This window comes from Hamadaea sp. NPDC051192 (assembly GCF_040682475.1).
GTDB lineage: Bacteria > Actinomycetota > Actinomycetes > Mycobacteriales > Micromonosporaceae > Hamadaea > Hamadaea flava.
Genome location: NZ_JBFBAZ010000128.1, coordinates 1 through 22,266 on the forward strand (window position 1 = coordinate 1; position 22,266 = coordinate 22,266).

Sequence of the window (22,266 nt, forward strand, 5' to 3'; positions counted from 1 at the left end):
GTTGGCGCGGGCCTTGCGCCGCGCCGCGGACAGCGCCCTGCGGCGGGCCGACGCGCCGCGACCTACCAGCTCGCCCGACTGAGCGAGTTCTTCGCGCGCTCCTGAGCGCGCCCTCGATCCCAGGTACGCGGACAGCTTCCGCGCGCCTGTGGCTGGTCCGGTGTCTGCGTCCGGACCGGGCAAATCTCGGCACATCACTGCACTCGCGGACCCCCCGGTCTGCAACACCCGAAAGGCAATGAACCATGAACTCGTGGGCTCGTAAGTCCCTGAAGGCCGGCGCGATCTCGGCCGGTTTCCTGCTGGCCGGCGCGTCCGCCGCACACGCCGGTGACCTGACGACGTCGAACAACGCCGGAATCGGCAACGGTACGCAGGTCGACGCGAACATCCAGGCGCCGATCAACGTGTGTGGCAACGCGATCGCCCTGCTGGGCAGCGCTTCGGCCGGGTGCGTCGGCGGCGCGTGGGCGAACCACGCGGGTGAGCTGGGCGACCTGACCAGCTCCGACAACGTCGGCCTGCTCAACGGTACGCAGCTGCGCGCGCTGCTCCAGGCGCCCATCGACGCCTGCGGCAACGCGATCGGCATCGGCGGTTCCGCGACGGCCTGGTGCACCGGCGGTTCGTGGGCGAAGCAGGAGTCGGCCAAGTCCGAGTCGGCCAAGACCGAGAGCGGCACCCTTACCAGCACGCAGAACGTCGGCCTGCTGAACGGCACGCAGGTGCTGGCCCCGATCCAGATCCCGATCGACCTGTGCGGCAACGCGATCGGCGTCCTCGGCGGGGCCACCGCGGGCTGTGTCGGCGGCTCGCACGCGTCGCTGGACGCGGAGAGCCTGCCGGACGCCTGGACCGGGCTCAACTTCGGCATCGGCAACGGCACGCAGCTGATCCCGCTGGTCCAGATCCCGATCGACATCTGCGGCAACGCGGTGGCCGTCCTCGGCAGCGCGACCGCCTCCTGCCAGGGCGGCGCGGACGCTGTCATCGGCGAGGGCCCGAGTGGGCACGGCCCCGACACGTACGTGAAGGACAAGCCGGCCGACGCTCCGAAGAGCACCAAGAAGCACGGCAAGGGTGGCAAGAAGACCGAGGGCCTGCCGCTCGTGGGCGATCTGACCGGCGCCCTGACCGGGCTGACCGGCAACCTCACCGGCTCGCTCACCGGCGCGCGTACGCTGCCCGCCCCGGCTGCCAAGCACGGCAAGGCCGGCTACGGCGACGGCGGCTCGTGCGGGAACCTGACCAGCGGCATGAACGCCGGGGTCCTGAACGGCACCCAGGTTCTGCTGCCCGTCCAGGCGCCGGTCGACCTGTCCGGCAACGCCGCGGCCGTGGGTGGCAGCGCCGTCGCGCACAGCACCGGTGGCGCCACCGCCACGCTCACCTGCTGACCGAGCAGGTCTGTACCCGCTCGTTCCGCGTACGGCGGACGGCGTCCATAGAGAAACCGGGGGCCGGGCGAGAAATCGCCCGGCCCCGGCCACTGTGTGTCACTCGGCGGGCTTGGCCTTGATGGCCTTGCGCGCCATCGGCTTCGACTCGCCGTTGTCGCTTGCCTGGGCCGGCACTCCGCCCAGCTTCGCCAGCAGGCTCGACAGGTCGATGCCGGTCAGATCGGTACCGAGCTGAAGGCCCTGGGCGACGTTGGAGGCGACCGACTTCGTCAGCGAGCTGGCGCCGTCGGTGGAGATCACGGTCATCTTGTCGATGGACCGCATCGGGTCGCTGGCCGCGGCCACGACCTCCGGCAGCACCCGCACGAGCAGGTCGAGGATCGCAGCCTCGCCGTACTGCTGGAAAGCTTCGGCCTTGAGGCGCATGGCCTCGGCCTCGGCCTGACCGCGCGCCAGGATGGCGGCGGCCTCGGCCGAACCCTCGCGCTCGGTCGCCTCCGCGATGGCGGTACGCCGCCGCTGCTCCGCCTCACCTTCCTTAGCGCCTTCGATCGCGTTGGCCTCGGCCAGCGCAGCCCGGCGGGCACGCTCGCCCTCACCGGTCAGGCGAGCCTGCTCGGCGGAGGCCTGCGCACCGGCGATCGTGGTCTGCCGGGCGGCGTCGGCCGCGAGGACCTGGGCGTTGCGAGCCGCCTCGGCCTCCTGCTCGACCTTGTACCGCGCCGCGTCGGCGGGCTTGCGTACCTCGGTGTCGAGCTGCCGCTGCTTGAGTTCGGCGTTGCGCTCGGCGACCTTCTGCTGCTCGGCGAGGATCGCCTGGTCGCGTTCGGCCTGGGCGAGCGGGCCGGCCGCGGCGGACTTCGCCTTCGCGGCGTCGATCTCGGCCTGAATGCCGGCCTTTTTGAGTTCCAGGTTCCGCTGGGCCTCGGCGATCGCCTCCTCGGCGAGCAGCCGGGCCTGTTCGGCCGACTGCCGGGCCTGCGCCTCGGCGATCGACGCGTCCTTGAGTACGCGCGCCGCCTCGGGCCGCCCGAGATCCTGGAGGTAGTTGCCGTCGGCGATGATGTCCTGCAGCTGGAACGTGTCGAGGACGAGACCCTGGTTGGTCATCGAGTGCTCGGCCTCCTCCGCGACGGCCGAGGCGAACGCGGCCCGGTCACGGATGATCTCCTCGACCGTGAGCCGGCCGACGATCGAGCGCAAAGCGCCGGCCAGGACCTCCCGGGCGAACCCGTCGATGGCCTGCTGCTGGTGGAGGAATCGCTGGGCGGCGGCGCGGATCGCGTCCTCGGTCCCGCCGACCTTCACGACCGCGATGCCCTGGAGGTTGGCCCGGATGCCCTGTTTGCTGACGGCCCCGGTGACCTCGACGTGGATGCCGCGGCTGGACAGGTCCATGATCTGGAGCTTCTGGACGACCGGCAGGACGAAGACCGACGCGCCCATGACGACCTTCTGGCCGGACAGGTCGGTCGACCGGGTGCCGTCGGCCGCCTCGACGCGGCGGCCCTTGCGGCCGGTGACGATGAAGGCCTCGTTCGACCCGGCCACCTTGATCCGCGAGAGCACGTAGAAGAGCAGGAAGAGGACGAAGACCACGCCACCGGCGATGGGCAGGAGAAGGGAAAGCATCAGTTCCTTTCTGGATCAGCGAGACGGACCTTGACGCTGGTGTCGCTGGGGGCCTCGACCACCAGCACGTGCACGCCCGCCGGGAGCGGCTCGTCGGCGAGGGCGTTGAGCTTGACCTGCTGGCCGCCGATGCGTACGCGGACCTCGCCGTAGCCCCCGGCCCGGATCTCGGTCACGACGACCCCCGGCCGGCCGACGAGGTCGGTCCGATTCGGGGTCGCATCGGTCGGCATGTTACGGGCCCGGCCGGTGAGCAGCCACGCCAGGTACGCGACGGGCACCGCCGCGATCGCGCCGATGGCGGCGACGAGGGCGAGCGGGAGGTCGACTCCGGGCAGCGCGCTGATGAAAGCGGCGGTGAATCCGAAGCCGGCCAGGACGGCCGCGACCACCTCGATGGACAGCACGGAGTCGGCGCCGTCGAAGTCGAACAGTTCGCCGCCCAGCATCGACAGCGCGAGCAGGCCCAGCCCGACCGCTCCGACGATGATGAAGAGGACCGTCGTCCATCCCATGGCCGACAAGGTAAGGAATCCCCGCAAGTCCCGGGGTGATAGCCTAACGTTCGTTCAGGTGAACGTTCGTTAGGGAGGCCGCGTGAGCTGGGATGAGGTCAGGGAGCGGATCGACGCCGGTGGGGCGGCCCGCTATCACGAGGCCAACGCCAAGCGCGGGAAGCTGTTCGCCCGGGAACGCATCGCCCGGCTGGTCGACGCCGGTTCGTTCGTCGAGGACGGGGCGTACGCCAACGCCCTGGCCGACGGGCTGCCCGCCGACGGCGTGGTGACCGGTTCGGCGACCATCGACGGCCGCCCGGTGTGCCTCATGGCCAACGACTCGACCGTCAAGGCGGGCAGCTGGGGCGCGCGTACGGTCGAGAAGATCATCCGGATCATCGAGCGGGCCTATCAGACCGGTGTCCCGATGGTGTATCTCGTGGACTCGGCCGGCGCCCGGATCACCGACCAGGTCGACCTGTTCCCGGGTCGCCGGGGCGCCGGCAAGATCTTCCACACCCAGGTCCGCGCCTCCGGCTCGATTCCGCAGGTCTGCGCCCTCTTCGGGCCGTCGGCCGCGGGCGGGGCGTACATCCCGGCCTTCTGCGACGTCGTGGCGATGGTGGACGGCAACGCCTCGATGTACCTCGGGTCGGACCGCATGGTCGAGATGGTCACCGGCGAGAAGACCACGCTGGAGGCGATGGGCGGGGCCAAGGTCCACACCGAGGTCTCCGGCGTCGGGCACTTCCTGTGCAAGGACGAGGACGCCGCGCTGGAGGTCGTCCGGGACTACCTCTCCTACCTGCCGTCGAACTGGATCGCCGAGCCGCCCGCGAGCGAGCCGAAGGCGGCGCGCGGCGGGATCGCCGCCCTGATCCCGGAGAGCGAGCGCCGGGCCTTCGACATGCGCCAGGTGGTCAAGCGCCTGGTGGACGAGGGCAGCTTCCTGGAGATCCAGGAGAAGTGGGCGCGGGAGCTGACCGTCGGGTTCGCCCGGCTGGAGGGCCAGGTCGTCGGCCTCGTCGCGAACAACTCGCTGCACAAGGGCGGCGTGCTGTTCGTCGACTCGGCCGACAAGGCGACTCGGTTCGTGCAGCTCTGCGACGCCTTCAACGTTCCGCTGATCTTCCTCGCGGACGTGCCCGGCTTCATGGTCGGCTCGGCCGTCGAGCGGCAGGGGATCATCCGGCACGGCGCGAAGATGATCAGCGCCATCAGCGAGGCCACGGTGCCGAAGTTCTGCGTCGTCGTGCGGAAGGCGTACGGGGCGGGGCTCTATGCCATGGCCGGGCCCGGGTTCGATCCGGACGCCACGATCGCGCTGCCGACCGCCAAGATCGCGGTGATGGGCGCGGAGGCCGCCGTCAACGCGGTGTACGCGAACAAGATCGCCGCCATCGAAGACGAGGCGGACCGGGCTGCCTTCGTCGAGGCCAGGCGAGCCGAGTACGAGCAGGACATCGACCTCCTCCGGCTGGCCAGCGAACTCGTCGTGGACACCGTCGTGGAACCGGACGACCTGCGCGGCGAACTCGTCCGGCGGCTGGCCGCCGCGCACGGCAAGGACCGCAGCTTCTCGCGACGCCGCCACGGCGTCACACCTGTCTGATCTAGGAGAGCCATGGACCACTTCGGACTCAGCGAGGACCTCGCCGAGCTTCGGGAGACCGTCGCCGCCTTCGCTCGCGACAAGATCGCGCCGGTGATCGGGGACTTCTACGCCCGCCACGAGTTCCCCTACGAGATCGTCGCGCAGATGGGCTCGATGGGCCTGTTCGGGCTGGCCTTCCCCGAGGAGTTCGGCGGGATGGGCGGCGACTACCTGGCGCACTGCCTGGCCATCGAGGAGATCGCGCGGGTGGACTCGTCGGTGGCGATCACCCTGGAAGCGGCGATCTCGCTCGGGGCGATGCCCATCTTCAAGTTCGGCACGGACGAGCAGAAGCGCCGGTGGCTGCCCGATCTCGTGGCCGGCCGCAAGCTCGCCGCCTTCGGTCTCACCGAGCCCGGCGCCGGGTCCGACGCCGGCGGGACGCGTACCACGGCGAAGCTGAGCGACGACGGCCGCGAATGGATCATCAACGGCACCAAGGCGTTCATCACCAACTCGGGGACCGAGATCACTGTTCTCGTCACCGTCACGGCGCTCACCGGGCCGGACGAGATCTCCACGATCATCGTGCCCTCCGGTACGCCCGGCTTCACCGTCGCGCCTGGCTACGACAAGGTCGGCTGGTGCGCCTCGGACACCCATGAGCTGTCCTTCGACAACGTCCGGGTGCCGGTGGAGAACCTGCTCGGCGAGCGCGGCCGAGGCTTCAAGCAGTTCCTCACGATCCTCGACGAAGGACGGGTCGCCATCGCCGCCCTCGCCACCGGGCTCGCTCAGGGCTGCGTGGACGAGTCCGTCGCGTACGCCCGGCAGCGCGAAGCGTTCGGCTCGCCGATCTCGGCGTACCAGGCGGTGCAATTCATGATCGCGGAGATGGAGGCGGGCGCGCAGACCGCGCGGCTGGCCTGGCGGGATGCGGCTGCACGCCTGGTGGCGGGCCTGCCGATCCGTAACGCCGCCGCGATCGCGAAGCTCCAGGCGGGCGAGGCCGCGATGACGAACGCTCGCAAGGCGACGCAGGTCCACGGCGGGTACGGGTTCATGAACGAGTTCCCGGTCGGCCGGTTCTACCGGGACGCGAAGATCCTGGAGGTCGGCGAGGGCACCTCGGAGATCCAGAAGATGGTGATCTCGCGGGAGCTCGGACTGAACTGAGTCGGGTTCCGGACATCCCAGCCGATCGCGAAATGCTCTCATGCCCAGATGCGGAACTGGGCCGGCTGGCTGGTGCGGGGGCGATGGCTGATCGTCGCCGGGTGGGCGCTGCTCGCGATCGCGGGCGGCGCTCTCGGCGGGAGCGTCTACGACCACGCCCAGAACGTCGGCCAGCTCTCCGCCGACGCCGAGTCGCTGCGGGCCGAAGCCCGGCTGCAGCAGCTCAAGCCGGAGGGTGAGACGGTCTTCGCGATCTCCCGGGACGTGAACCCGTACGACCCGGCGCTGGTCGCGACCACGACCGAGGTGGCGCAGCAGCTGCGGGGGATGGCCGGCGTACGCGAAGTCGGCGACCTCTACACCGCGCCGGGCGGTCAGATCGGCCAGAACGAGCGGAGCACCTTGGTCCGCGTCACCTTCACCCCCGGTACGCCCGACGCCGAGATCGACGCCGCCGTCGCGGTCCTGCGCCGCCTGCCGAACGTGCTGGTAGGCGGCAAGCCGCTGGCCGAGCGTGCGTTCACCGAGCAGGCCGTGGCCGACGCCGCCCTCGGGGAAGGCGTCGCGCTCGCCGCCCTGGCCCTGTTGCTCGTCGTCGTGCTCCGCTGGGGCGCGGTCGCACCGCTGGCTGCGGCGGTCGCCGCGATCACCACGACCCTGCTCGCCCTGTCCGGGCTCGCCCTCGTGACGGCGGTCAGCGAGTACACCGTCAACGTCGTGACGCTGCTCGGCCTGGGGCTGGCCGTCGACTACTCGATCCTGCTGCTCTGGCGATATCGCGAGGAGAACGACCTGGCCGCCGCGCTGCGTACGGCGGGGAGAGCAGTGCTCGTCTCCGGTGGCGTGGTCGGTGTCGCCATGGCCGGGCTGGCCGTCTTCGGGGAACCGCTGCTCGCGGCGATGGCGCTCGGCGGACTGCTCGTCACGGTGGTCGCCACGGCTGCTTCGCTGACGCTCACGCCCGCGCTGCTCGCCATCCTCGGACCGCGGCTGGTCGCCCGCGAGCCTCGTCGTGGACGTCGGCTGATCTTGAATGGAAGACGTCGCCATGGCAACACCGACGATTCAAGATCAATCCTGACCAGGCTGGCCGCGCTCGCCCAGAAGGGCCCGGAGTCGGTCGCCTTCGCCAGCACCGCGCTGTTGATCATCCTGACCCTTCCGTTCGTCGCCGCCGACCTCTGGAACACCGACGCGCGTGGGTTGCCGAGCGGCGCGGAGGCGCGGCAGGCGTACGAGGTCTATCTGCGCGACTTCCAGCGCGATCAGGCCGACGCCGTCACCGTCGTCGTGGACACCGGCAGCGGCGGGGCGGCGATGCGGGACTACCTCGATCGGCTCAACCGGCTGCCCGGGGTCGGCCGGCTGCAACTCCGGCTGGAGATGCCGCCCGAGGCGACGGTCGTCGACCTGACTCCGGTGAGTTCCGGCCAGGGTCCGGCGGTCGTCCGAGCCGTCCGCGAGGTCCCGGCGCCGGCGAAATCCCTGGTCGGCGGGCCCGCCGCGGAATTAGCGGATTACCAGGATTCGGTTACCGGTCATTTTCCGGTCGTGCTGATAGTCCTGTTGGCGGCAACCGGAGCGCTACTCTTCCTGCTCACCCGATCGATCGTCATCCCGGTGAAGGCGGTCCTGCTCAACCTGCTGACCCTGGGGGCGTCGCTGGGCATGCTCGCCGTGGTCTTCGGGGGTCGCCTCGACGCCACGACGCCCATCCTGCTCTTCGTCTTCATCTTCGGGCTGACCACGGACTACGAGGTCTTCCTGCTCGCCCGGATCACCGAGGAGCACCGGTCCGGGTACGCCACCGACGAGGCGGTCCGGCGGGGCATCGCGCGTACGGGTCCGGTGGTGACCCTGGCCGGACTCAGCCTGATCCTCGTCTTCCTGGGCTTCGTCCTGGGTGGCCTGTCCGCCGTACGCGAGATCGGCGTCGGGATGGCGGTGGCGATCGCCCTGGACGTGACCGTCGTCCGGGGTCTACTGCTCCCGGCCGCGATGACCCTGCTCGGTCGCTGGAACTGGTGGCCCGGCGACCCCGCCGGCGGCTCGGTCACTGGTGAAGAGGGCCCCGCTGGCGGTCCGGTCACTGGTGAAGGGAGTCCCGAGTGGGCTCCCAGCCGAGCCCCAGAAGCGGATCAGAAGATCACGAGCCGATAACGCAGCTGGACACCAGGGCACGTTTGTGTCGGAAACACGCATGCAACCTGGTCAAACGGCCGACACGAGCTGCCGTCGGCGACCTCGGCTGGCTAGTCTTCGAGGCCGTGGAGCCCGCAGCCGAGACGCGTAGTCCGTCCATGAAGGACGGATTCGCTGTGCTGCTCCGGCGGCACCGGCTCGCTGCCGGGCTGACCCAGGCGGAGCTGGCCGAGGCTGCCGAGGTGGGCGTCCGCACCGTACGCGACCTGGAGGCGGGTCGCAGCGTACGCCCGCAGCGGTCCACGGTCGAGCTGCTGGGCGCCGCCCTCGGCCTGCAGGGGCGGGACCTGTCCGTCTTCGTGGCCGTCGCCCGGGGGCGTACGCCCGCCGAACCGCCGGACACCCCGGGGCCGCCCCGGGCGCTGCCGAACGCGGGGGAGTTGATCGGGCGCGACCGGGATCTGGCCGGGCTCACCGAGCATCTGCGTACGACGGCCGGGGTGACCACTTTGGTCGGGCTGGCCGGGTCGGGCAAGACCGTGTTGGCGTTGGCCGCGTCCGCCCAGCTCCAGGACGACTTGCCGGGCGGGGCGGTCGGCATCAAGGTCTCGCCGGACGAGGGCGAGTCCGGAGTGCTGGACAGCATCTGCGCGGTCATCGGCGTCGGGCATCCGGACGGCCTCGCCGAGGCGTTCCGCCGACCGGCGTTGTTGCTGGTGGACGCAGTGGACCGGGCACGTCCCGCCGTGGTGGCCGCGGTGACCCGGCTCGTCGATATCGCGCCGCAGTTGCGGGTGATCGCCACCGCCCGGAGCCCGATCGGGGTGCCCGGCGAACGAGTGTGGCCGGTCGCTCCGCTGCCGGTGCCCCCCGCCGGCACCCGTACGCTCGCCGAAGCCCGGAAGCATCCGGCCAGCGCCTTGTTCCTCGAGCGGTGGGCCCTGCATCGGGGCGATCCGCCGCCCGAGTCCGAAGTCGCGGCGATCACCGACCTCGTACGCCGCCTCAGCGGGCTTCCGCTGGCGATCGAGCTGGCGGCGGCCCGAGGGCGGCTGCTGGACCCGAGCGAGATGCTGGCCCGGTTCGGGCAGGACGGCGCGGTCGTCGACGCGGCGGAAGTGGTGCGCTCGGCGGTCGTGGCGAGCTATCGCCTGCTGACCCCGGCTCATCGGCAGGCACTGCGATATCTGGCCACGTTCACCCATCGCTGGTCCATCGAGCTGGCCGAGGAGCTGCTGGCCGAGACCGGCGTCGACGTCGTGGAGCTGCTGGACCGGCTGACCGATCTCGGCCTGGCGACGGTGCGGGGCCAGGGCGCGATCCGGTTCATGGTGCTCGAATCCGTCCGCGAGTACGCCCTGGAGCAGGCGGAGGCGGCGGGGGAGCTGACCTTGGCCCGGCGCCGGCACGCCGTCGTCTTCGCCCGGTTCGCCGCGCGTACGACGCCGATGTTCAGCGGGGCGCAGCACGGCGCGGCGATCGCGCGGCTCGACGACGTCGCTGGCAACCTCTGGTCGGCGTTGGCGCACTCGGCTGACGACGATCCGCATACCGCGTTGTGCCTGGCCGCGAAGCTGCCGCGGTGGTGGCGCTTCCGAGGCCGGGACGTAGCGGGCCGCCGCTGGCTGCGCCGGCTGCTGGACGACGAGCGCACCGCCGACGCCGACCCGCTCGTGCGGGCGTGGGCGATGGTGGGGCTGGCGCAGCTGGCCAACGAGCACGGCGCGGGCGCGGAGGAGATCGACTCGGTGCGCGAAGCCGTGCAGATCTTCGCCGACCGCTCCGAGGTCACGGGCGAGCTCGCCGCGCGTACGGTGCTCTTCGCACTGTGCACAGGCAGCGGGGACTTCGACGAGGCCCGCGAGCAGAGCCTCGAAGCGCTCATCCTCGCCAGCCGCACCGGCCGGGCGCGCGACATGGCGGTCGCCCAGAGCAACCTGACCTGGCACGACATCCGCGCCGGCGACCTGGTGGGCGCGCAGCGCCGGCTCGCCGAGGTCGACCGGCTCACCGCGCGTACCGGGGACTTCCGGCTGCGCGTGCTGGGCCGGGGCAATCTCGCCGAGGTGCTGCGGCTCAGCGGCCAGCTCGCGGAGTCCGTCGTGGTCGGCACCCAGGCCCTCGACCTGCTCGCCGAGGTCGGCGACCCCAGCCATCGCCGCCGTCTGCTCACCACGATCGCCCTCGCCCAGGCCGAGAACGGCGAGGCGGGCGAGGCCGAGCGCATTCTCGCCGAGCTGCGCGCCACCACGCTGCCCGAGGTCGAGGACCCGGCCTGCGCGGTGGTCGAGGCCGCGATCGCGTTCGCCCGCGGCCAGCGCAGGCTTGCCAGCAGCTGGTACGCCGCCGCAGCGGACGCCTACGAGGGCGGCCACGACCTACGCGACGTGGTGCAGGCTCTCGTCGGGCTGGTGGCCGCCTCCGACGATCCGGCCGAGCGGCAGCGTGCCCGCGACCGGATCGCCGCCCTGGTGAAGACGTCCGGGATGACGTTGACCGAGCGGGAACGCGCCGTCCTGGACCGACTCGGCTGACCGACTCGGCTGACCGACTCAGCTGGCCGTGGCGGTCGGCTCCGGGCTCTCCGTCGGCTCCTCCGACGGCGGCGCCGTCGCCACGATGAGGCGGATGTCGTCGCCGGGCCCCACGATGCTCCCGCCCACCGGAACGGTGGTGATGACGGTGCCGGCCTCGGTCCCCGGGGCTTCCTGATAGGTCACCGAGTAGGTCAATCCGAGCTGGTCCAGCCGGGACTTCGCGGCGGCCTCGGACTGCCCGGCGAGGTCCGGCACCTCGATCTGCGTGGTCGGGCCGCCGGTGTTGGTGGTCTCCGGTGAACTCGGCGCGGTCTGAGTGGGGGAGGGACTCGGCGCGGCAGAGGTCGCCGTCGGCGCGCCGGTCGTGGGAACGGGCTCGGGCTCGTTCGACCGGCGCATCAGGAGGACCACTGCCACGATGACGGCCAGCGCCACAAGCACCGCGACCACGCCGATGAGGATGGGCAGCCACCAGTTGCGGCTCGGCTCCTCGACGTCGTTCCACTCCTCCGGCGGAACCGCGTCGCGGACGGCGTCGGGGCGTACCTCCGCCCGCCCGGTCCAGTGGTCGCCGCCCGGGGTCACCTGGGTGGCGTCCGCGTCGACGGACGGCAGCTGTTCGGTCGGGATCCCCTCAGTCGGGGCATCGCCCGGCCCCGGCAGCGCCTGGGTGGCGTCCGAGGGGATGGCCTGCGTCGCGTCCGGCTCGATCGGCCGGGTCGCGTCCGGCTCGATGGGCCGGGTGGCGTCCGGCTCGATCGGCTGGGTGGGCTCGGCGGGCTCGTCCGCGGGACTTGGCGATCTCTCCGACATGTGCCCGTCCTACCATGATTGCCGTACGCCCGCCGGTGCGGCGCGCGGACCGTTACGGACTGGGGCTGGCGGTGGCGCCCTCGCCGCAGGTGATCTCCACGTGGTCGTTCCACCGGGCGGTTCCGCCCGCCTCCGGGTCCGGCGACTGGCTGAGCACCACGCCGTCCTGGCCGCTCAGGTAGGTCGGCAGCAGACCGCTGTTGCCCAGCGGCACCCGGGCGTCCCGGCAGGGCAGGCCGACCACCTTGGGCAGGGCGGTCTCCGGCGGCGCGCCAGCGATGTAGACCTTGATGGTGAGGCCCGGCCGGATCTTCGCCGGTGCTGCCGGGGAGGTACGCGTGACCAGGCCGTCCTGTCCGGTCTCCCCGAAGATGAGGACGACGCCGAGCTTGGCCGTGCGCAACTGTGCGAAGTACTCGCGGAAGTCGCGGCCCGTGCCGTCCGGGAGGGTGCCGGTGGCGGCGGGTGTCGTCGAGGTGGCCGACGCCACCGGGCTGGGCGAGAAGCTGGGCGACTCGTCCAGCGACGGTGCGGCCGTCGGCGACGTGGTCACCGCTGTGGCCGATGTGGACGGCGACGCCTCCGGGTTCGCGTTGGCGAGCAGGAAACCGCCGGTGGCCCCGATGATCGCGAGCACGGCGACGGAGGTCGCGATGGCCGCGATCATCGCCGGGCTGAGCCCCTGGCGCGGGGGTTCGGCGTCCACTCTGGTCGCCCACGGGTCGGTCATCGTGCGTACTCCTGTTCACTGGCGCCACGGCACTCGCAGCGGCTCACAGTGTGCAACCCGAGGGCGACACCAAGCCCGTGCGCAGGCCCAACTGACACCAACTTGACACATGTCGCGGCGTCACCGAGTCAGCGATAGTCTGCCCACCACTGGATACCTCGCGGGAGGACGAGACGATGTCCGCACGAGGCTGGACCGGATCGGTCGCCGTCGCGGCCGGACTGGCCGCCGGAATCGGCGCCGCGCAGCTCGGTGTCGGCTACGGCTTGGGAATCATCGGCTGGCTGGGTGACACCGCGGGCTGGGCCGCCGCGCTCGCCTGGACCGTCTGGGTCGCCGCACTGTCGGTCGCGTTGGCCGCGCTCGTCACCGCCCGGCGTACCACCACTGTGGACTCCGCATCGTGGGCCCGCGGCCTGTGGCGGGCGTCGGTGGCCTGCGCGGCGACGCTCGGCGGGCTGGCCGTCGTGCCGTTGACCGCGCTGCCCGCGCGGGAGGTCTCGACCAGCGTGACCTTCGCGCCGGCCTGGATCGTCGGCTGGTACGCGACCGTGGGCGTGCTGATCGGCTTGGTGCTCGCGGCCGTGGTGCTGTCGGCCCGAGCGGCGGCGGCGAACCTGGTGGCGACGGCGTCCTGGTGGTGGCTGGTCGCGGTGCTGGCGGTGGTCGACGCCGTCGCGGGCGGCCGGGGGCTGGCCCCGACGCAGCTGGGCGTCTGGCGGTTCACGCAGGTCGACTCGGTGAGCGACGTCGAAGCGGTGGCCCTGGACCTGCCCGGCAGCGGCTGGTGGCAGTCCATCTACCTGCCGGGAGCGGTGCTCACCCTCGGGTCCACCTTCCTGCTCGGGTTGCTGGCCGCGTGGCCGGCCGGTCGCCGGGGTGACACGCGGGCGTCGGTGGCGCTGTCGGGCGTCGTCGGGCCGGTGCTGCTGGCCGCGGCGTCGGTGCTCGCCGCGCCGCGGTTGGCGGGTGCGCCGGCCGAGCAGGTCTCAGCGCTGCTCATCGCGCCGTACGCCGTGATCGCGGGCCTGGCCGGTTCGGTGCTGGCCGCCGTGCTGACCGCGACCCGGTCGGCTGCTGTGACAGACGCGGCGAATCCGGCCGCTCCGGCGGCGGCTGTCGTCGAACCCGCGACCGGGCAGATCTATACGCCGAAGGCGAAGTCGGAGGCGAGCGCCGAGGAAGCCGCCGAGGTCGAGGCGAAGCCCGCGACGGAACCGAAGGCTGCGATCATTCCGGCGCCGCGGAATCGGCGTCGTCCTCGGCCGGCGATGGGCCGTGCCGCCGTGGTGGAGCGGCCGACCGAGCCGGAGCCGCCCGAGAAGTCGAAGCCGGAGAACAGCACGAAGCCGGACGAGAAGAAGCCCGACGACAAGAAGAAGCCTTAGCCGGGAGAGCCTGGGTATTTGGCGCGAGCAGGGCCCCCGAACGTGTCCCGTTCCCCCGCTCGCGCCAAATGACACGGCATGAGATCGCTACGCCGGTCGCCCTGGTGTCCGACGAGCAACCGTCATGCCGACCCCCCCAAAGTGGGCCGCCCCCGTGCGACCTGATCTGCGCCAAACGCTACCAACGCGGCGCTCGGTGATCTGTCCATTTTGTTGGTATATAACAGGGTCCAGTCGCTGTGACAGCGGGTTCTGCCGCCAATTCTGCCTGTCAAAAGCGAGGCGAATTCTGGCAATGGTCCTAGCGCCCGATACCACCCTGGAAGGAACCCCTTAGGCTGGAAGCTCATTGCAACGACTCGGTTACCCACAGCAGCAGACCGAGAACCGGGGAGGGCATATGGGCAAGGACGTCTCGGAGGGGACGTTCACCAGCGCGGACCGAATGCGGTACCGGCAGAAGGTCAGGCGATGTCTGGACACCTTCGCCCTGATGCTGGACGACTTCGCGTTCGACGCCGACGCGCCGACGACAGGCCTCGAGATCGAGATCAACCTCGTCGACGGCGAGCACGAGCCGGCCATGCGCAACCTCGGCATCCTCGAAGATCTGGAAGACCCCACGTTCCAGCCCGAGCTCGGCCAGTTCAACCTCGAACTGAACGTTCCGCCGCAGCTCATCGGCGGCGACGGGCTGGCGATGTACGAGAAGCGGCTCCTGGAGACCTTGGCGCGCACCGACGCCAAGGCGGCCGAGCACGACGCCAATCTGGTGCTGATCGGCATCCTGCCGACGCTGACCGTCGAGCACGCGATCCTGGACAACCTCTCGACCAATCCCCGCTACCGGGTGCTCAACGAGCAGATCCTCAACGCCCGGGGCGAGCACATCACCCTCGACATCCGGGGCGTGGACCACCTGAAGATCGAGACCGAGTCGATCGCCCCCGAAGCCGCCTGCACCAGCCTTCAGTTCCACCTCCAGGTCTCCCCGGAGAAGTTCGCGAACTATTGGAACGCTGCTCAGTCGGTGGTGGCCTTCCAACTCGCGGCCGGGGCGAACTCGCCGTACCTGTTCGGCCATCAGCTCTGGCACGAGACCCGGATCGCGCTGTTCAAGCAGGCCACCGACACGCGGCCGGACGAGCTGCGGGCGCAGGGCGTACGCCCCCGGGTGTGGTTCGGCGAACGTTGGATCACCTCGATCTTCGACCTCTTCGAGGAGAACGTCCGCTACTTCCCGCCGCTGCTGCCGATCTGCGACGACGAGGACCCGCTGGAGGTGTTGCGGTCGGGCGGTGTGCCACACCTCGGCGAGCTACGGCTGCACAACGGCACCATCTACCGCTGGAACCGTCCGGTCTACGACGTCATGAACGGCCGGCCGCACCTGCGGGTCGAGAACCGCGTGATGCCCGCCGGGCCGACGATCGTCGACATGATGGCGAACGCCGCGCTGTATTACGGCCTGGTTCGCTACCACGCCGAGCAGGATCGTCCGATTTGGACGCAGCTGAGCTTCAGCGCCGCCGAGGACAACTTCCACGCCGCGGCCCGGCGAGGCATCGCGGCCCCGGTCTTCTGGCCAGGTGTCGGCGAGGTACGCGCGACCGACCTGCTCCTGGACGTCATGCTCGCCAACGCGGCCGAAGGACTCGACGGATTCGGCGTCGACGCGGCGGTGAGCAACCATCTGCTGGGCATCATCGAGCAGCGCTGCCTCAGTGGGCGCACCGGGGCGACGTGGCAAGTCGACACCGTCCGGGCAGCCGAACGACGGGGGATGGACCGTCCGGCGGCCCTCCGGCACATGCTCACGGCGTACGCGGAACTGTCCAGATCGAACGCTCCGGTGCACACCTGGCCGGTGGAGTAGCACCGATCGGACGTTGGCCCGGGGGCGCGGCAACTCCATAGTGCACAGTGTGCATCTCGGGGACATGAAGCCACGCCTGCGGCACGAAGCGGTTGTGCTGTTGACGGTTCTCGCGGTCGCGTCGCTGTTCTCGACGCTGGCGGCGGCCCACCCCTCGCCCGGCCGAGCCACGCCGACGGCTGCGCCGGCCGCCCCGCTGCCGACGGTCCGCACGACATTGGCGCGCTCGTCGGCGGCCGCACCGCAGCCGACGACGGCGTCGGACTGGCAGCCCCGACGGTTCACCGTCGTCGGCACGGGCGACGTCCTGCTGCACCAGGGTCTGTGGCGGCAAGCCCGGGTGGACGGGCACGGCCGGGGCATGGACTTCCGGCCGCTGTTCGCCGGGATCAAACCCGTCATCGCCGGAGCCGACCTGGCCATCTGCCACATGGAGACGCCGCTCGGCCGGCCGGGCGGGCCGTTCACCGGGTACCCCGTCTTCCAGGTGCCGCCGCAGGTCGTCCCGGCGCTCAAGGACACCGGATTCGACACCTGCTCGACGGCGTCCAACCACAGCCTCGACGTGGGGCTCGACGGCATCCGGCGTACGCTCGACGCCCTCGACGCGGCTGGGCTGGCGCACACCGGAACAGCCCGATCGCCACAGGAGCGCGCGACGACGACCTTGCTCACCGTCGCCGGCGTACGCGTCGGGCAGCTCTCCTACGCGTTCGGGTTCAACGGGATCCCCCGGCCGAAGGGCAAGGAGTGGGCGGCCAACCTCATCAAGCCCGCCACGATCCTCGCCGACGCGCGTACGGCCAAGCAGCGGGGCGCCGAGATCGTCATCGTCTCGCTGCACTGGGGCACGGAATATCAGCACGCCGCCACGGCCGAGCAGGCCTCGATCGCGCGTACGCTGCTCGCCTCGCCTGACATCGACCTGATCCTGGGCCACCACGCTCATGTCGTGCAGCCGTTCGAGCAGATCGGCGGCGAATGGGTGGCCTACGGGCACGGGAACCTGGTCAGTACGCAGAGCTTCTCGGCCGACACCCGGGACGGCGTGATCTCCCGGTTCACCTTCGCCGAGAGCGCACCTGGACAGTTCCACGTCGTGCTGGCCGAAGCCCTGCCGGTCTACATGCGCCTGGGTTCGGGAGCGGCGCGGATCCTGCTCGTCTCGGCCTGCGTACGCGGGAAGGGTTCGACCGCGGCGGAGTGCGCGGCGAGCGGCCGCCGGACGACGAAGGTCATTCGATCGCGGCGCGCCACGGTGCCCATCGCCTGACGGCGCCATCGCCGTACGCATGACAAGACCCCGCGGGCCGGTCGTGCCCGCGGGGTCTCGATCAGCTGAACCTAGAGGTCGAACTCCCCGTCCTTCGTACCGGCGACGAAGGCATCCCATTCGCCCGGCGTGAAGACCAGGGTGCCGGCGTCACGGTTCTTGGAGTCGCGCACGGCGATGGCGCCTCCGACGAACGCGACCTCGACACAGTTGTCGCAGCTGGGACTACTACGGGTGCTCTTGCGCCAGACCGCGTTGCTCAGGTCGACGCGAAACCCCTTTGTCTCGATCTCCACAGTGGCTCCTCTACTAGCTGCTGAATCCGTTCGGCGGACTGCTCCGGTCCGAGCGCCGCCGTATGGATGTGCTCGAAGAGATTTTTGTACCTCTCCAGCTCGTCGCGTTTGTCGATGAAGAGGCCCCCGGTGGCATTCTCGGCGAAGACCACGGATCGGTCACCCGGTTCGCGGAAGTCGAGGATGGCGAATGTCCCGTCCATACCCGCGTGTGAACCGATTTCAAACGGAAGCAGCTGAAGCGTCACATTCGGTCGATTTGCGGCAATGACCAAGTGCCGCAACTGGTCGGACATGACCTCGTCGCCTCCGACCGGCCGGCTCACGGCGGCCTCATCGAGCACAACCCAAAGGTGGAAGGAGTCTTCCTGGTCCAGCAACGACTGACGCTGCATTCGGACACGCACTCGGGAGGAGATTTCTTCCTCACTTCGGCCCGGCAGGATGCCCATGGTGGCTCGGGCGTACGCCTCCGTCTGCAGGAGACCCGGGACGAGCTGCTGTTCATAGGTCCGTACGCGGACGGCCTCGGCCTCCAGACCCACATAGGCACTGGAGAGAACTTGACTGAAGGGGTGCCACCAAGCCTTCTGGCGGGCCTCCCGGGCGAGTTCGATCAGCTCCTGGATCTCGGCCTCGCCCGCGCCGTAGATCGTGAGCAGGTCCCGCACATCGCGGACGTTGACCGACGTGTGGCCGGTCTCGATGCGGGAGATCTTGGACTGCGAGCACTCCAGCTGTTCGGCGACATACTCCAGCGAGTAGCCGGCGCGCTCGCGACGATTGCGCAGCTCAGCGCCCAAACGTCGCCTTCGGACGGTCGGGCTTTTACGGTCGATGGTCACGGCGCACCTCCGCGACGGGTACATAGTCGGCGTACGGTACGCCCTTGTACAGGGACAACCTCCCCATTGTCCGGAGTCTGCCCGCTATGAAACCGCACTTCAAGTGTCCGAACGCGCACATAGGGTCCGACAAACCGACTACCCGATCATGACGGATATCCGGTCATCCACAGCCGAGTGACAATATCCTTCGTGCAACTTGCATTGATCTTCCTGATGGTGCACAGTGAGTGGGAAATCGGGCACTCATCGTGATCAACACGAAGTAACGTCCGGCGTGTTCGTCACGCCCTATGCCGTTTCGGCGCCGTGCCGTTACTTCGTTAACGACTCAGATGAGGCGAACGACTCCCGGGAGGCATCGTGACACCGAAGGCCGGCGACATCCTTCACGTCACCCGCGACGCGAGCGTGCAGTTCGCGACGGCGATCTTCTTCCGGGTCATCCGGGTGCACGACTGGCCGACTTACGACGGCTGGCTCTGGCTCGACGGTTACCAGCTCAACGCCGCAGGTGACGCCGTCGAGCGCCGCTCGATCTTCGTGCAGGGCAACGGATTGCGCCAGGTCCGCCAGAACCCGGCCGGCACCGGCGCCGGGCTCGGCGCTGGTCACCGTGGCCACACGAACCTCCAGGATCGAACGGTCGCCGGAGCCCATGTCCGTCCGGCAGTGCGCCACGCGTCGGCGGTCGCGACCGGCTGAAGCGACCCGCCCGGCGCCCAGCCGTCCGATCGTCCGGTACGCCGGGCGGCCGGACGGCTTTACTCTTCTGGCTACTCAGTCACAGTTGATCCGGCGCGTCGTCCCGTCAGGCGAGTTCGCGCGGAATGATCTCGTCCAGCTGCGACCGGCGTCGTCTCGCGACCGCCTGACGAGCCGCCGTCAGCCAATCCGGGGTGGTGGCGGGGGAACCGATGCCGAATCGGAACCAGGCCGGTTGATCGGTCAGGCTCGCGTACCCCTCGATGAGGTCGTCGATCACCTTCACCAGTTCGGACCGCGCGTTCCGGCCCGCGGCCAGGGTGACGTGGTGCTCGGTAAGGTACGCGGTCCGCCGGCCGGTCGCGGAGCGCAGGCGATTACGGACCTCCGCAGCACGCCGGCGCTGAACGGCGGCGATCACCGCGGTGGCCCGATCCCGCTTGAGCTGGCGTACCACCGCCGCCCGGTGCGACGGGCGCAGCCAGGACAGCGGGCTGGCCAGCGCGGTCTGCGCCGCGCGGATCTGCATCTGGATGCGTTCCTCGAACGTCGCGGCCAGAGCGAGCTGGCGTTCCGCCTCGGTGAGCCGATCGGCTGGTGGCGGTTCGGGCGCGGCGGCGAAGACTCGGTCGGCCTCGTCCACGAGCCGCCAGAGCCACGCCTCCTCATCGCCCATCTCGTCCAATTCGAGGCGTGTACGCGCGAGCGACGGGAGCGATTCGGATTCCCCGGTACGCGCCGCCGGGACGGCGAGGTGTCCGGTGGGGACGTCCAAAGTGGCATCGGCGTCGCAGCCGCAGTTCCGGCACTGGGCCGAAGTATTACGTGGATCAGCCACGCCGACTCCCGCAGGGCAGTGAAAAAGAGCACGGCCGTGCGTACAGGCGCGGGGAAACCGTCGCTTGGCCCATTCCGCCTCGTTGTATCAGAAAGTGGGTCCGCGATCAGTGGCGACCCGCCGCGTGACCAGCAGTTTTTTGCGGGTACGCCCGCCGGCTCGAGGAGTGTGACCGTGACGATCAGCCAAGAGAACGCCGGCGCCGCGCCGACGCCCGAACGCCTGATGGGCCAGCTCCCGGGCTTCCAGCTCAGCCCGGCCGGGCTCCCGGCGAGTCAGATGAACGGAACCGAGCAGCCGACCCCGACGCCCAGCCGATGGGCGGCGAACGAGATGCCGGAGGTGGACGACGCCCGCCCGCTCGACAGCGGCGCGCCGATCGGCCTGGGCCTCGACGAGCCGGTGTTCCCGCCGCCGGCCTGGCTGGAGGAGACCGGGCTGGCCGACCACCCGCTGCTGCGAGGGCTGCTCATGGAGTTGCCGCCGAAGGGCGCCGCGCCCTCGCCCGAGTGGCTCAATCGGTGGTTCGAGGCCGCGCGGGCGATTCTCGAACTGCTCTACGTCCGGGCCTAGCCGCGTCCGGGCCTAGCAGCCCGGCTCGGCGCTAGACCGGGAAAGTCGGTACGGGCTGCTCCGTCGGCGTCGGCGGGGTGGCCTTCCACAGGCCGATCCGCTGAGCGCCGAGCCGAGCCAGGTACTCGGGGTTGAGCAGCAGGTAACGACGCCACAGGCGCTTGGGCTCCAGGCCCAGGCGCCACAGCCATTCCAGGCCGTAGCGCTGCATCCACGGCGGCGGCTTACGCAGCCCGCCGGCGTGATAGTCGAACGCCGCGCCGACCGCGAGCAGCGGCATCGCGAGGTGCGGCCGCAACGCGTGGGCGAAGTTCTCCTGCCGGGGACAACCCAGCCCGACCAGCACGATCCGCGCGCCGGACGCGGTGATGCGCCCGCCGATCTGCTCCGCCTCGCCCGGCTCGACGGCCCGGAACTTCGAGGCCTCGATCCCGGCGAATTTGAGCGCGGGGAACATCTGCTGGAGAGCCGGCACCAGCCGGTCGAGCGTCGGCTGGGTCGAGCCGTACAGGTAGACGGGCAGCCCGGCGGCGGCGGCCCGCTCCAGCACGCGCAGCGTGAGCGTGGGGCCGTAGACGCGATCACTCAGCCCGGCGCCGTGCAGCAGGTTGAGTGCCCACCGGACCGGCTGCCCGTCCGGCGTCACCAGGTCGAAGCTGTTGAGCCGGGCCCCGAGGGCGGGGTCGTGGACCCCTTCCATGACCCCGTGGACCGCCAGCGCCGTGACCGCCATCGGCCGCCCCTGTTCGGCGGCGGCGATGATGCGATCGGTGGCCTCCGCGTAGTCGGTCGCGTCGACGAGGATGCCGAGGACGCTGCGCTTGCGCGTCGCCACCGCGGTCACGAACGGGTCCACTTGTCGGCGTTGGCCTCGTAGATCTCGCGGAGGATCGCGGGGACGTCGTAGGTCATCCGCCAGTCCGGGTAGTGGCTGCTGAAGCGGGACATGTCGCTGACGTACCACTGATGGTCGCCGATCCGCGCCTGCTCCACGTAGTTGATCTCGGCCTCGTGACCGGTGATCTCCTGGGCGATCTGGAACGCCTCGATGTGCGAGGTGTTCGAGAACCGCCCGCCGCCGAGGTTGTAGACCTCACCGCTGCGCGGCGCCCGGTAGAAGGCCTCGAACGCGGTGAGCACGTCGTGCGAGTGGATCGCGTCGCGGACCATCTTGCCCTTGTACCCGTAGAGGTTGTAGGTCCGGCCTTCCATGACACACCGCATCAGGTACGCCAGGAACCCGTGCAGCTCGGCGGCGGAGTGCGCCGGTCCGGTCAGCGTGCCGCCGCGGAAGCAGGCGGTCCTCATCCCGAAGTACCGGCCGTACTCCTGCACCGCGACGTCGGCCGCCACCTTCGACACGCCGAAGATGGAATGGAGGCTGCCGTCGATCGACATCTCCTCGGAGATGCCCTCGGCGTAGAACGGGTGGGCCGGATCGAGCTCCCAGCGGGTGTCCAACTCGACCAGGGGAAGCCGGTTGGGCGTGTCGCCGTAGACCTTGTTGGTCGAACAGAAGATGAAGGCGGCCTCGGGGCAGTGCTGCCGGGTGAACTCCAGCACGTTGAGGGTGCCCACCGCGTTGACGTCGAAGTCGGTGAACGGTTCCTTGGCCGCCCAGTCGTGGGACGGCTGCGCCGCGGTGTGGATGACGAGGGAGATGTCGCTGCCGTAGCGCTCGAAGATCTTGGCGAGCAGCTCGCGGTCGCGGATGTCCACGTCGTAGTGGGTGTACGAGTCGCCGAGCTCGCTGGTCAGCCGGACCAGGCTCCAGGCGGTCGAGCCGTCGTCGCCGAAGAAGTACTTCCGCATGTCGTTGTCGATGCCGACGACCTGCAGTCCCAGTTGGGCGAAGTGGCGGGCGGCCTCGGACCCGATCAATCCGGCCGAGCCGGTAACCAGCGCAACACTCACCGTTAATACTCCTGGACCGGCACAGCCTGGACCTCCG

At 70.3% G+C, this 22,266-nt stretch carries 19 protein-coding genes; 10 read left to right on the forward strand and 9 right to left on the reverse strand.

Annotated elements, in window-relative coordinates; translation table 11 throughout:
- Positions 1 to 245 precede the first annotated feature (245 nt).
- Positions 246 to 1,397, forward strand: a complete 1,152-nt coding sequence (locus tag AB0M47_RS34120) for a chaplin family protein (RefSeq protein WP_363421483.1) — start codon at positions 246 to 248, stop codon at positions 1,395 to 1,397.
- A gap of 99 nt (positions 1,398 to 1,496) precedes the next feature.
- On the opposite strand, the gene AB0M47_RS34125 is transcribed toward AB0M47_RS34120, so the two are convergent.
- Both AB0M47_RS34125 and AB0M47_RS34130 read right to left on the reverse strand, forming a co-directional pair.
- Entirely contained in the window at positions 1,497 to 3,032 is a 1,536-nt protein-coding gene (locus tag AB0M47_RS34125) for an SPFH domain-containing protein (protein WP_363421485.1), read from the reverse strand.
- On the reverse strand, positions 3,032 to 3,547 hold the full coding sequence (locus AB0M47_RS34130; RefSeq protein WP_363421487.1) for an NfeD family protein: 516 nt from the start codon (positions 3,545 to 3,547) through the stop codon (positions 3,032 to 3,034). The genes AB0M47_RS34125 and AB0M47_RS34130 overlap by 1 nt, the downstream gene beginning before the upstream one ends.
- A gap of 82 nt (positions 3,548 to 3,629) precedes the next feature.
- Here AB0M47_RS34130 and AB0M47_RS34135 point away from each other — a divergent pair, with 82 nt between their 5' ends.
- From AB0M47_RS34135 to AB0M47_RS34150, 4 genes are all read left to right on the forward strand, one after another.
- On the forward strand, positions 3,630 to 5,141 hold the full coding sequence (locus tag AB0M47_RS34135; RefSeq protein ID WP_363421489.1) for an acyl-CoA carboxylase subunit beta: 1,512 nt from the start codon (positions 3,630 to 3,632) through the stop codon (positions 5,139 to 5,141).
- A 12-nt stretch (positions 5,142 to 5,153) separates the two neighbouring features.
- Positions 5,154 to 6,299, forward strand: a complete 1,146-nt coding sequence (locus AB0M47_RS34140) for an acyl-CoA dehydrogenase family protein (RefSeq protein WP_253759254.1) — start codon at positions 5,154 to 5,156, stop codon at positions 6,297 to 6,299.
- A gap of 48 nt (positions 6,300 to 6,347) precedes the next feature.
- Complete coding sequence (locus tag AB0M47_RS34145) at positions 6,348 to 8,459, forward strand: MMPL family transporter (RefSeq protein WP_363421492.1); 2,112 nt, start codon at positions 6,348 to 6,350, stop codon at positions 8,457 to 8,459.
- 140 nt (positions 8,460 to 8,599) lie between these two features.
- Positions 8,600 to 10,975, forward strand: coding sequence for a helix-turn-helix domain-containing protein (locus AB0M47_RS34150; RefSeq protein WP_363421494.1), 2,376 nt, complete (start codon positions 8,600 to 8,602; stop codon positions 10,973 to 10,975).
- A gap of 18 nt (positions 10,976 to 10,993) precedes the next feature.
- On the opposite strand, the gene AB0M47_RS34155 is transcribed toward AB0M47_RS34150, so the two are convergent.
- Together AB0M47_RS34155 and AB0M47_RS34160 are read right to left on the reverse strand one after the other, a co-directional pair.
- Complete coding sequence (locus AB0M47_RS34155) at positions 10,994 to 11,791, reverse strand: PASTA domain-containing protein (RefSeq protein ID WP_363421496.1); 798 nt, start codon at positions 11,789 to 11,791, stop codon at positions 10,994 to 10,996.
- Between the two features lie 52 nt (positions 11,792 to 11,843).
- Positions 11,844 to 12,521: a PASTA domain-containing protein gene (locus tag AB0M47_RS34160; protein ID WP_363421498.1), complete on the reverse strand. Its 678-nt coding sequence runs from the start codon at positions 12,519 to 12,521 to the stop codon at positions 11,844 to 11,846.
- Positions 12,522 to 12,697: 176 nt separating this feature from the next.
- On the opposite strand from AB0M47_RS34160, the gene AB0M47_RS34165 reads away from it, so the two are divergent.
- From AB0M47_RS34165 to AB0M47_RS34175, 3 genes are all read left to right on the forward strand, one after another.
- Entirely contained in the window at positions 12,698 to 13,909 is a 1,212-nt protein-coding gene (locus AB0M47_RS34165; protein ID WP_363421500.1) for a hypothetical protein, read from the forward strand.
- A gap of 400 nt (positions 13,910 to 14,309) precedes the next feature.
- Positions 14,310 to 15,785 (forward strand): glutamate--cysteine ligase, encoded by a 1,476-nt coding sequence (locus AB0M47_RS34170; RefSeq protein ID WP_363421502.1) that lies wholly within the window; start codon positions 14,310 to 14,312, stop codon positions 15,783 to 15,785.
- 94 nt (positions 15,786 to 15,879) lie between these two features.
- Positions 15,880 to 17,058, forward strand: coding sequence for a CapA family protein (locus AB0M47_RS34175; protein WP_363421503.1), 1,179 nt, complete (start codon positions 15,880 to 15,882; stop codon positions 17,056 to 17,058).
- A gap of 71 nt (positions 17,059 to 17,129) precedes the next feature.
- Here AB0M47_RS34175 and AB0M47_RS34180 read toward each other — a convergent pair whose 3' ends face one another.
- Positions 17,130 to 17,348, reverse strand: coding sequence for a DUF397 domain-containing protein (locus AB0M47_RS34180; RefSeq protein ID WP_363421513.1), 219 nt, complete (start codon positions 17,346 to 17,348; stop codon positions 17,130 to 17,132).
- Positions 17,318 to 18,193, reverse strand: a complete 876-nt coding sequence (locus tag AB0M47_RS34185; RefSeq protein ID WP_363421515.1) for a helix-turn-helix transcriptional regulator — start codon at positions 18,191 to 18,193, stop codon at positions 17,318 to 17,320. Before AB0M47_RS34185 ends, AB0M47_RS34180 begins: the two co-directional genes overlap by 31 nt.
- 369 nt (positions 18,194 to 18,562) lie before the next feature.
- On the opposite strand from AB0M47_RS34185, the gene AB0M47_RS34190 reads away from it, so the two are divergent.
- Positions 18,563 to 18,904 (forward strand): hypothetical protein, encoded by a 342-nt coding sequence (locus AB0M47_RS34190; protein WP_363421505.1) that lies wholly within the window; start codon positions 18,563 to 18,565, stop codon positions 18,902 to 18,904.
- Positions 18,905 to 19,010: 106 nt separating this feature from the next.
- Here AB0M47_RS34190 and AB0M47_RS34195 read toward each other — a convergent pair whose 3' ends face one another.
- The gene (locus tag AB0M47_RS34195; RefSeq protein WP_363421507.1) at positions 19,011 to 19,742 is read right to left on the reverse strand and encodes a hypothetical protein; all 732 of its coding nucleotides are present in this window, start codon (positions 19,740 to 19,742) and stop codon (positions 19,011 to 19,013) included.
- 174 nt (positions 19,743 to 19,916) lie between these two features.
- Here AB0M47_RS34195 and AB0M47_RS34200 point away from each other — a divergent pair, with 174 nt between their 5' ends.
- Positions 19,917 to 20,315, forward strand: a complete 399-nt coding sequence (locus AB0M47_RS34200; protein WP_363421509.1) for a hypothetical protein — start codon at positions 19,917 to 19,919, stop codon at positions 20,313 to 20,315.
- A 31-nt stretch (positions 20,316 to 20,346) separates the two neighbouring features.
- On the opposite strand, the gene AB0M47_RS34205 is transcribed toward AB0M47_RS34200, so the two are convergent.
- Positions 20,347 to 21,150: a WecB/TagA/CpsF family glycosyltransferase gene (locus tag AB0M47_RS34205; protein ID WP_363421517.1), complete on the reverse strand. Its 804-nt coding sequence runs from the start codon at positions 21,148 to 21,150 to the stop codon at positions 20,347 to 20,349.
- Positions 21,151 to 21,155: 5 nt separating this feature from the next.
- Entirely contained in the window at positions 21,156 to 22,229 is a 1,074-nt protein-coding gene (locus AB0M47_RS34210) for an NAD-dependent epimerase/dehydratase family protein (RefSeq protein WP_363421511.1), read from the reverse strand.
- Between the last annotated feature and the right edge of the window lie 37 nt (positions 22,230 to 22,266).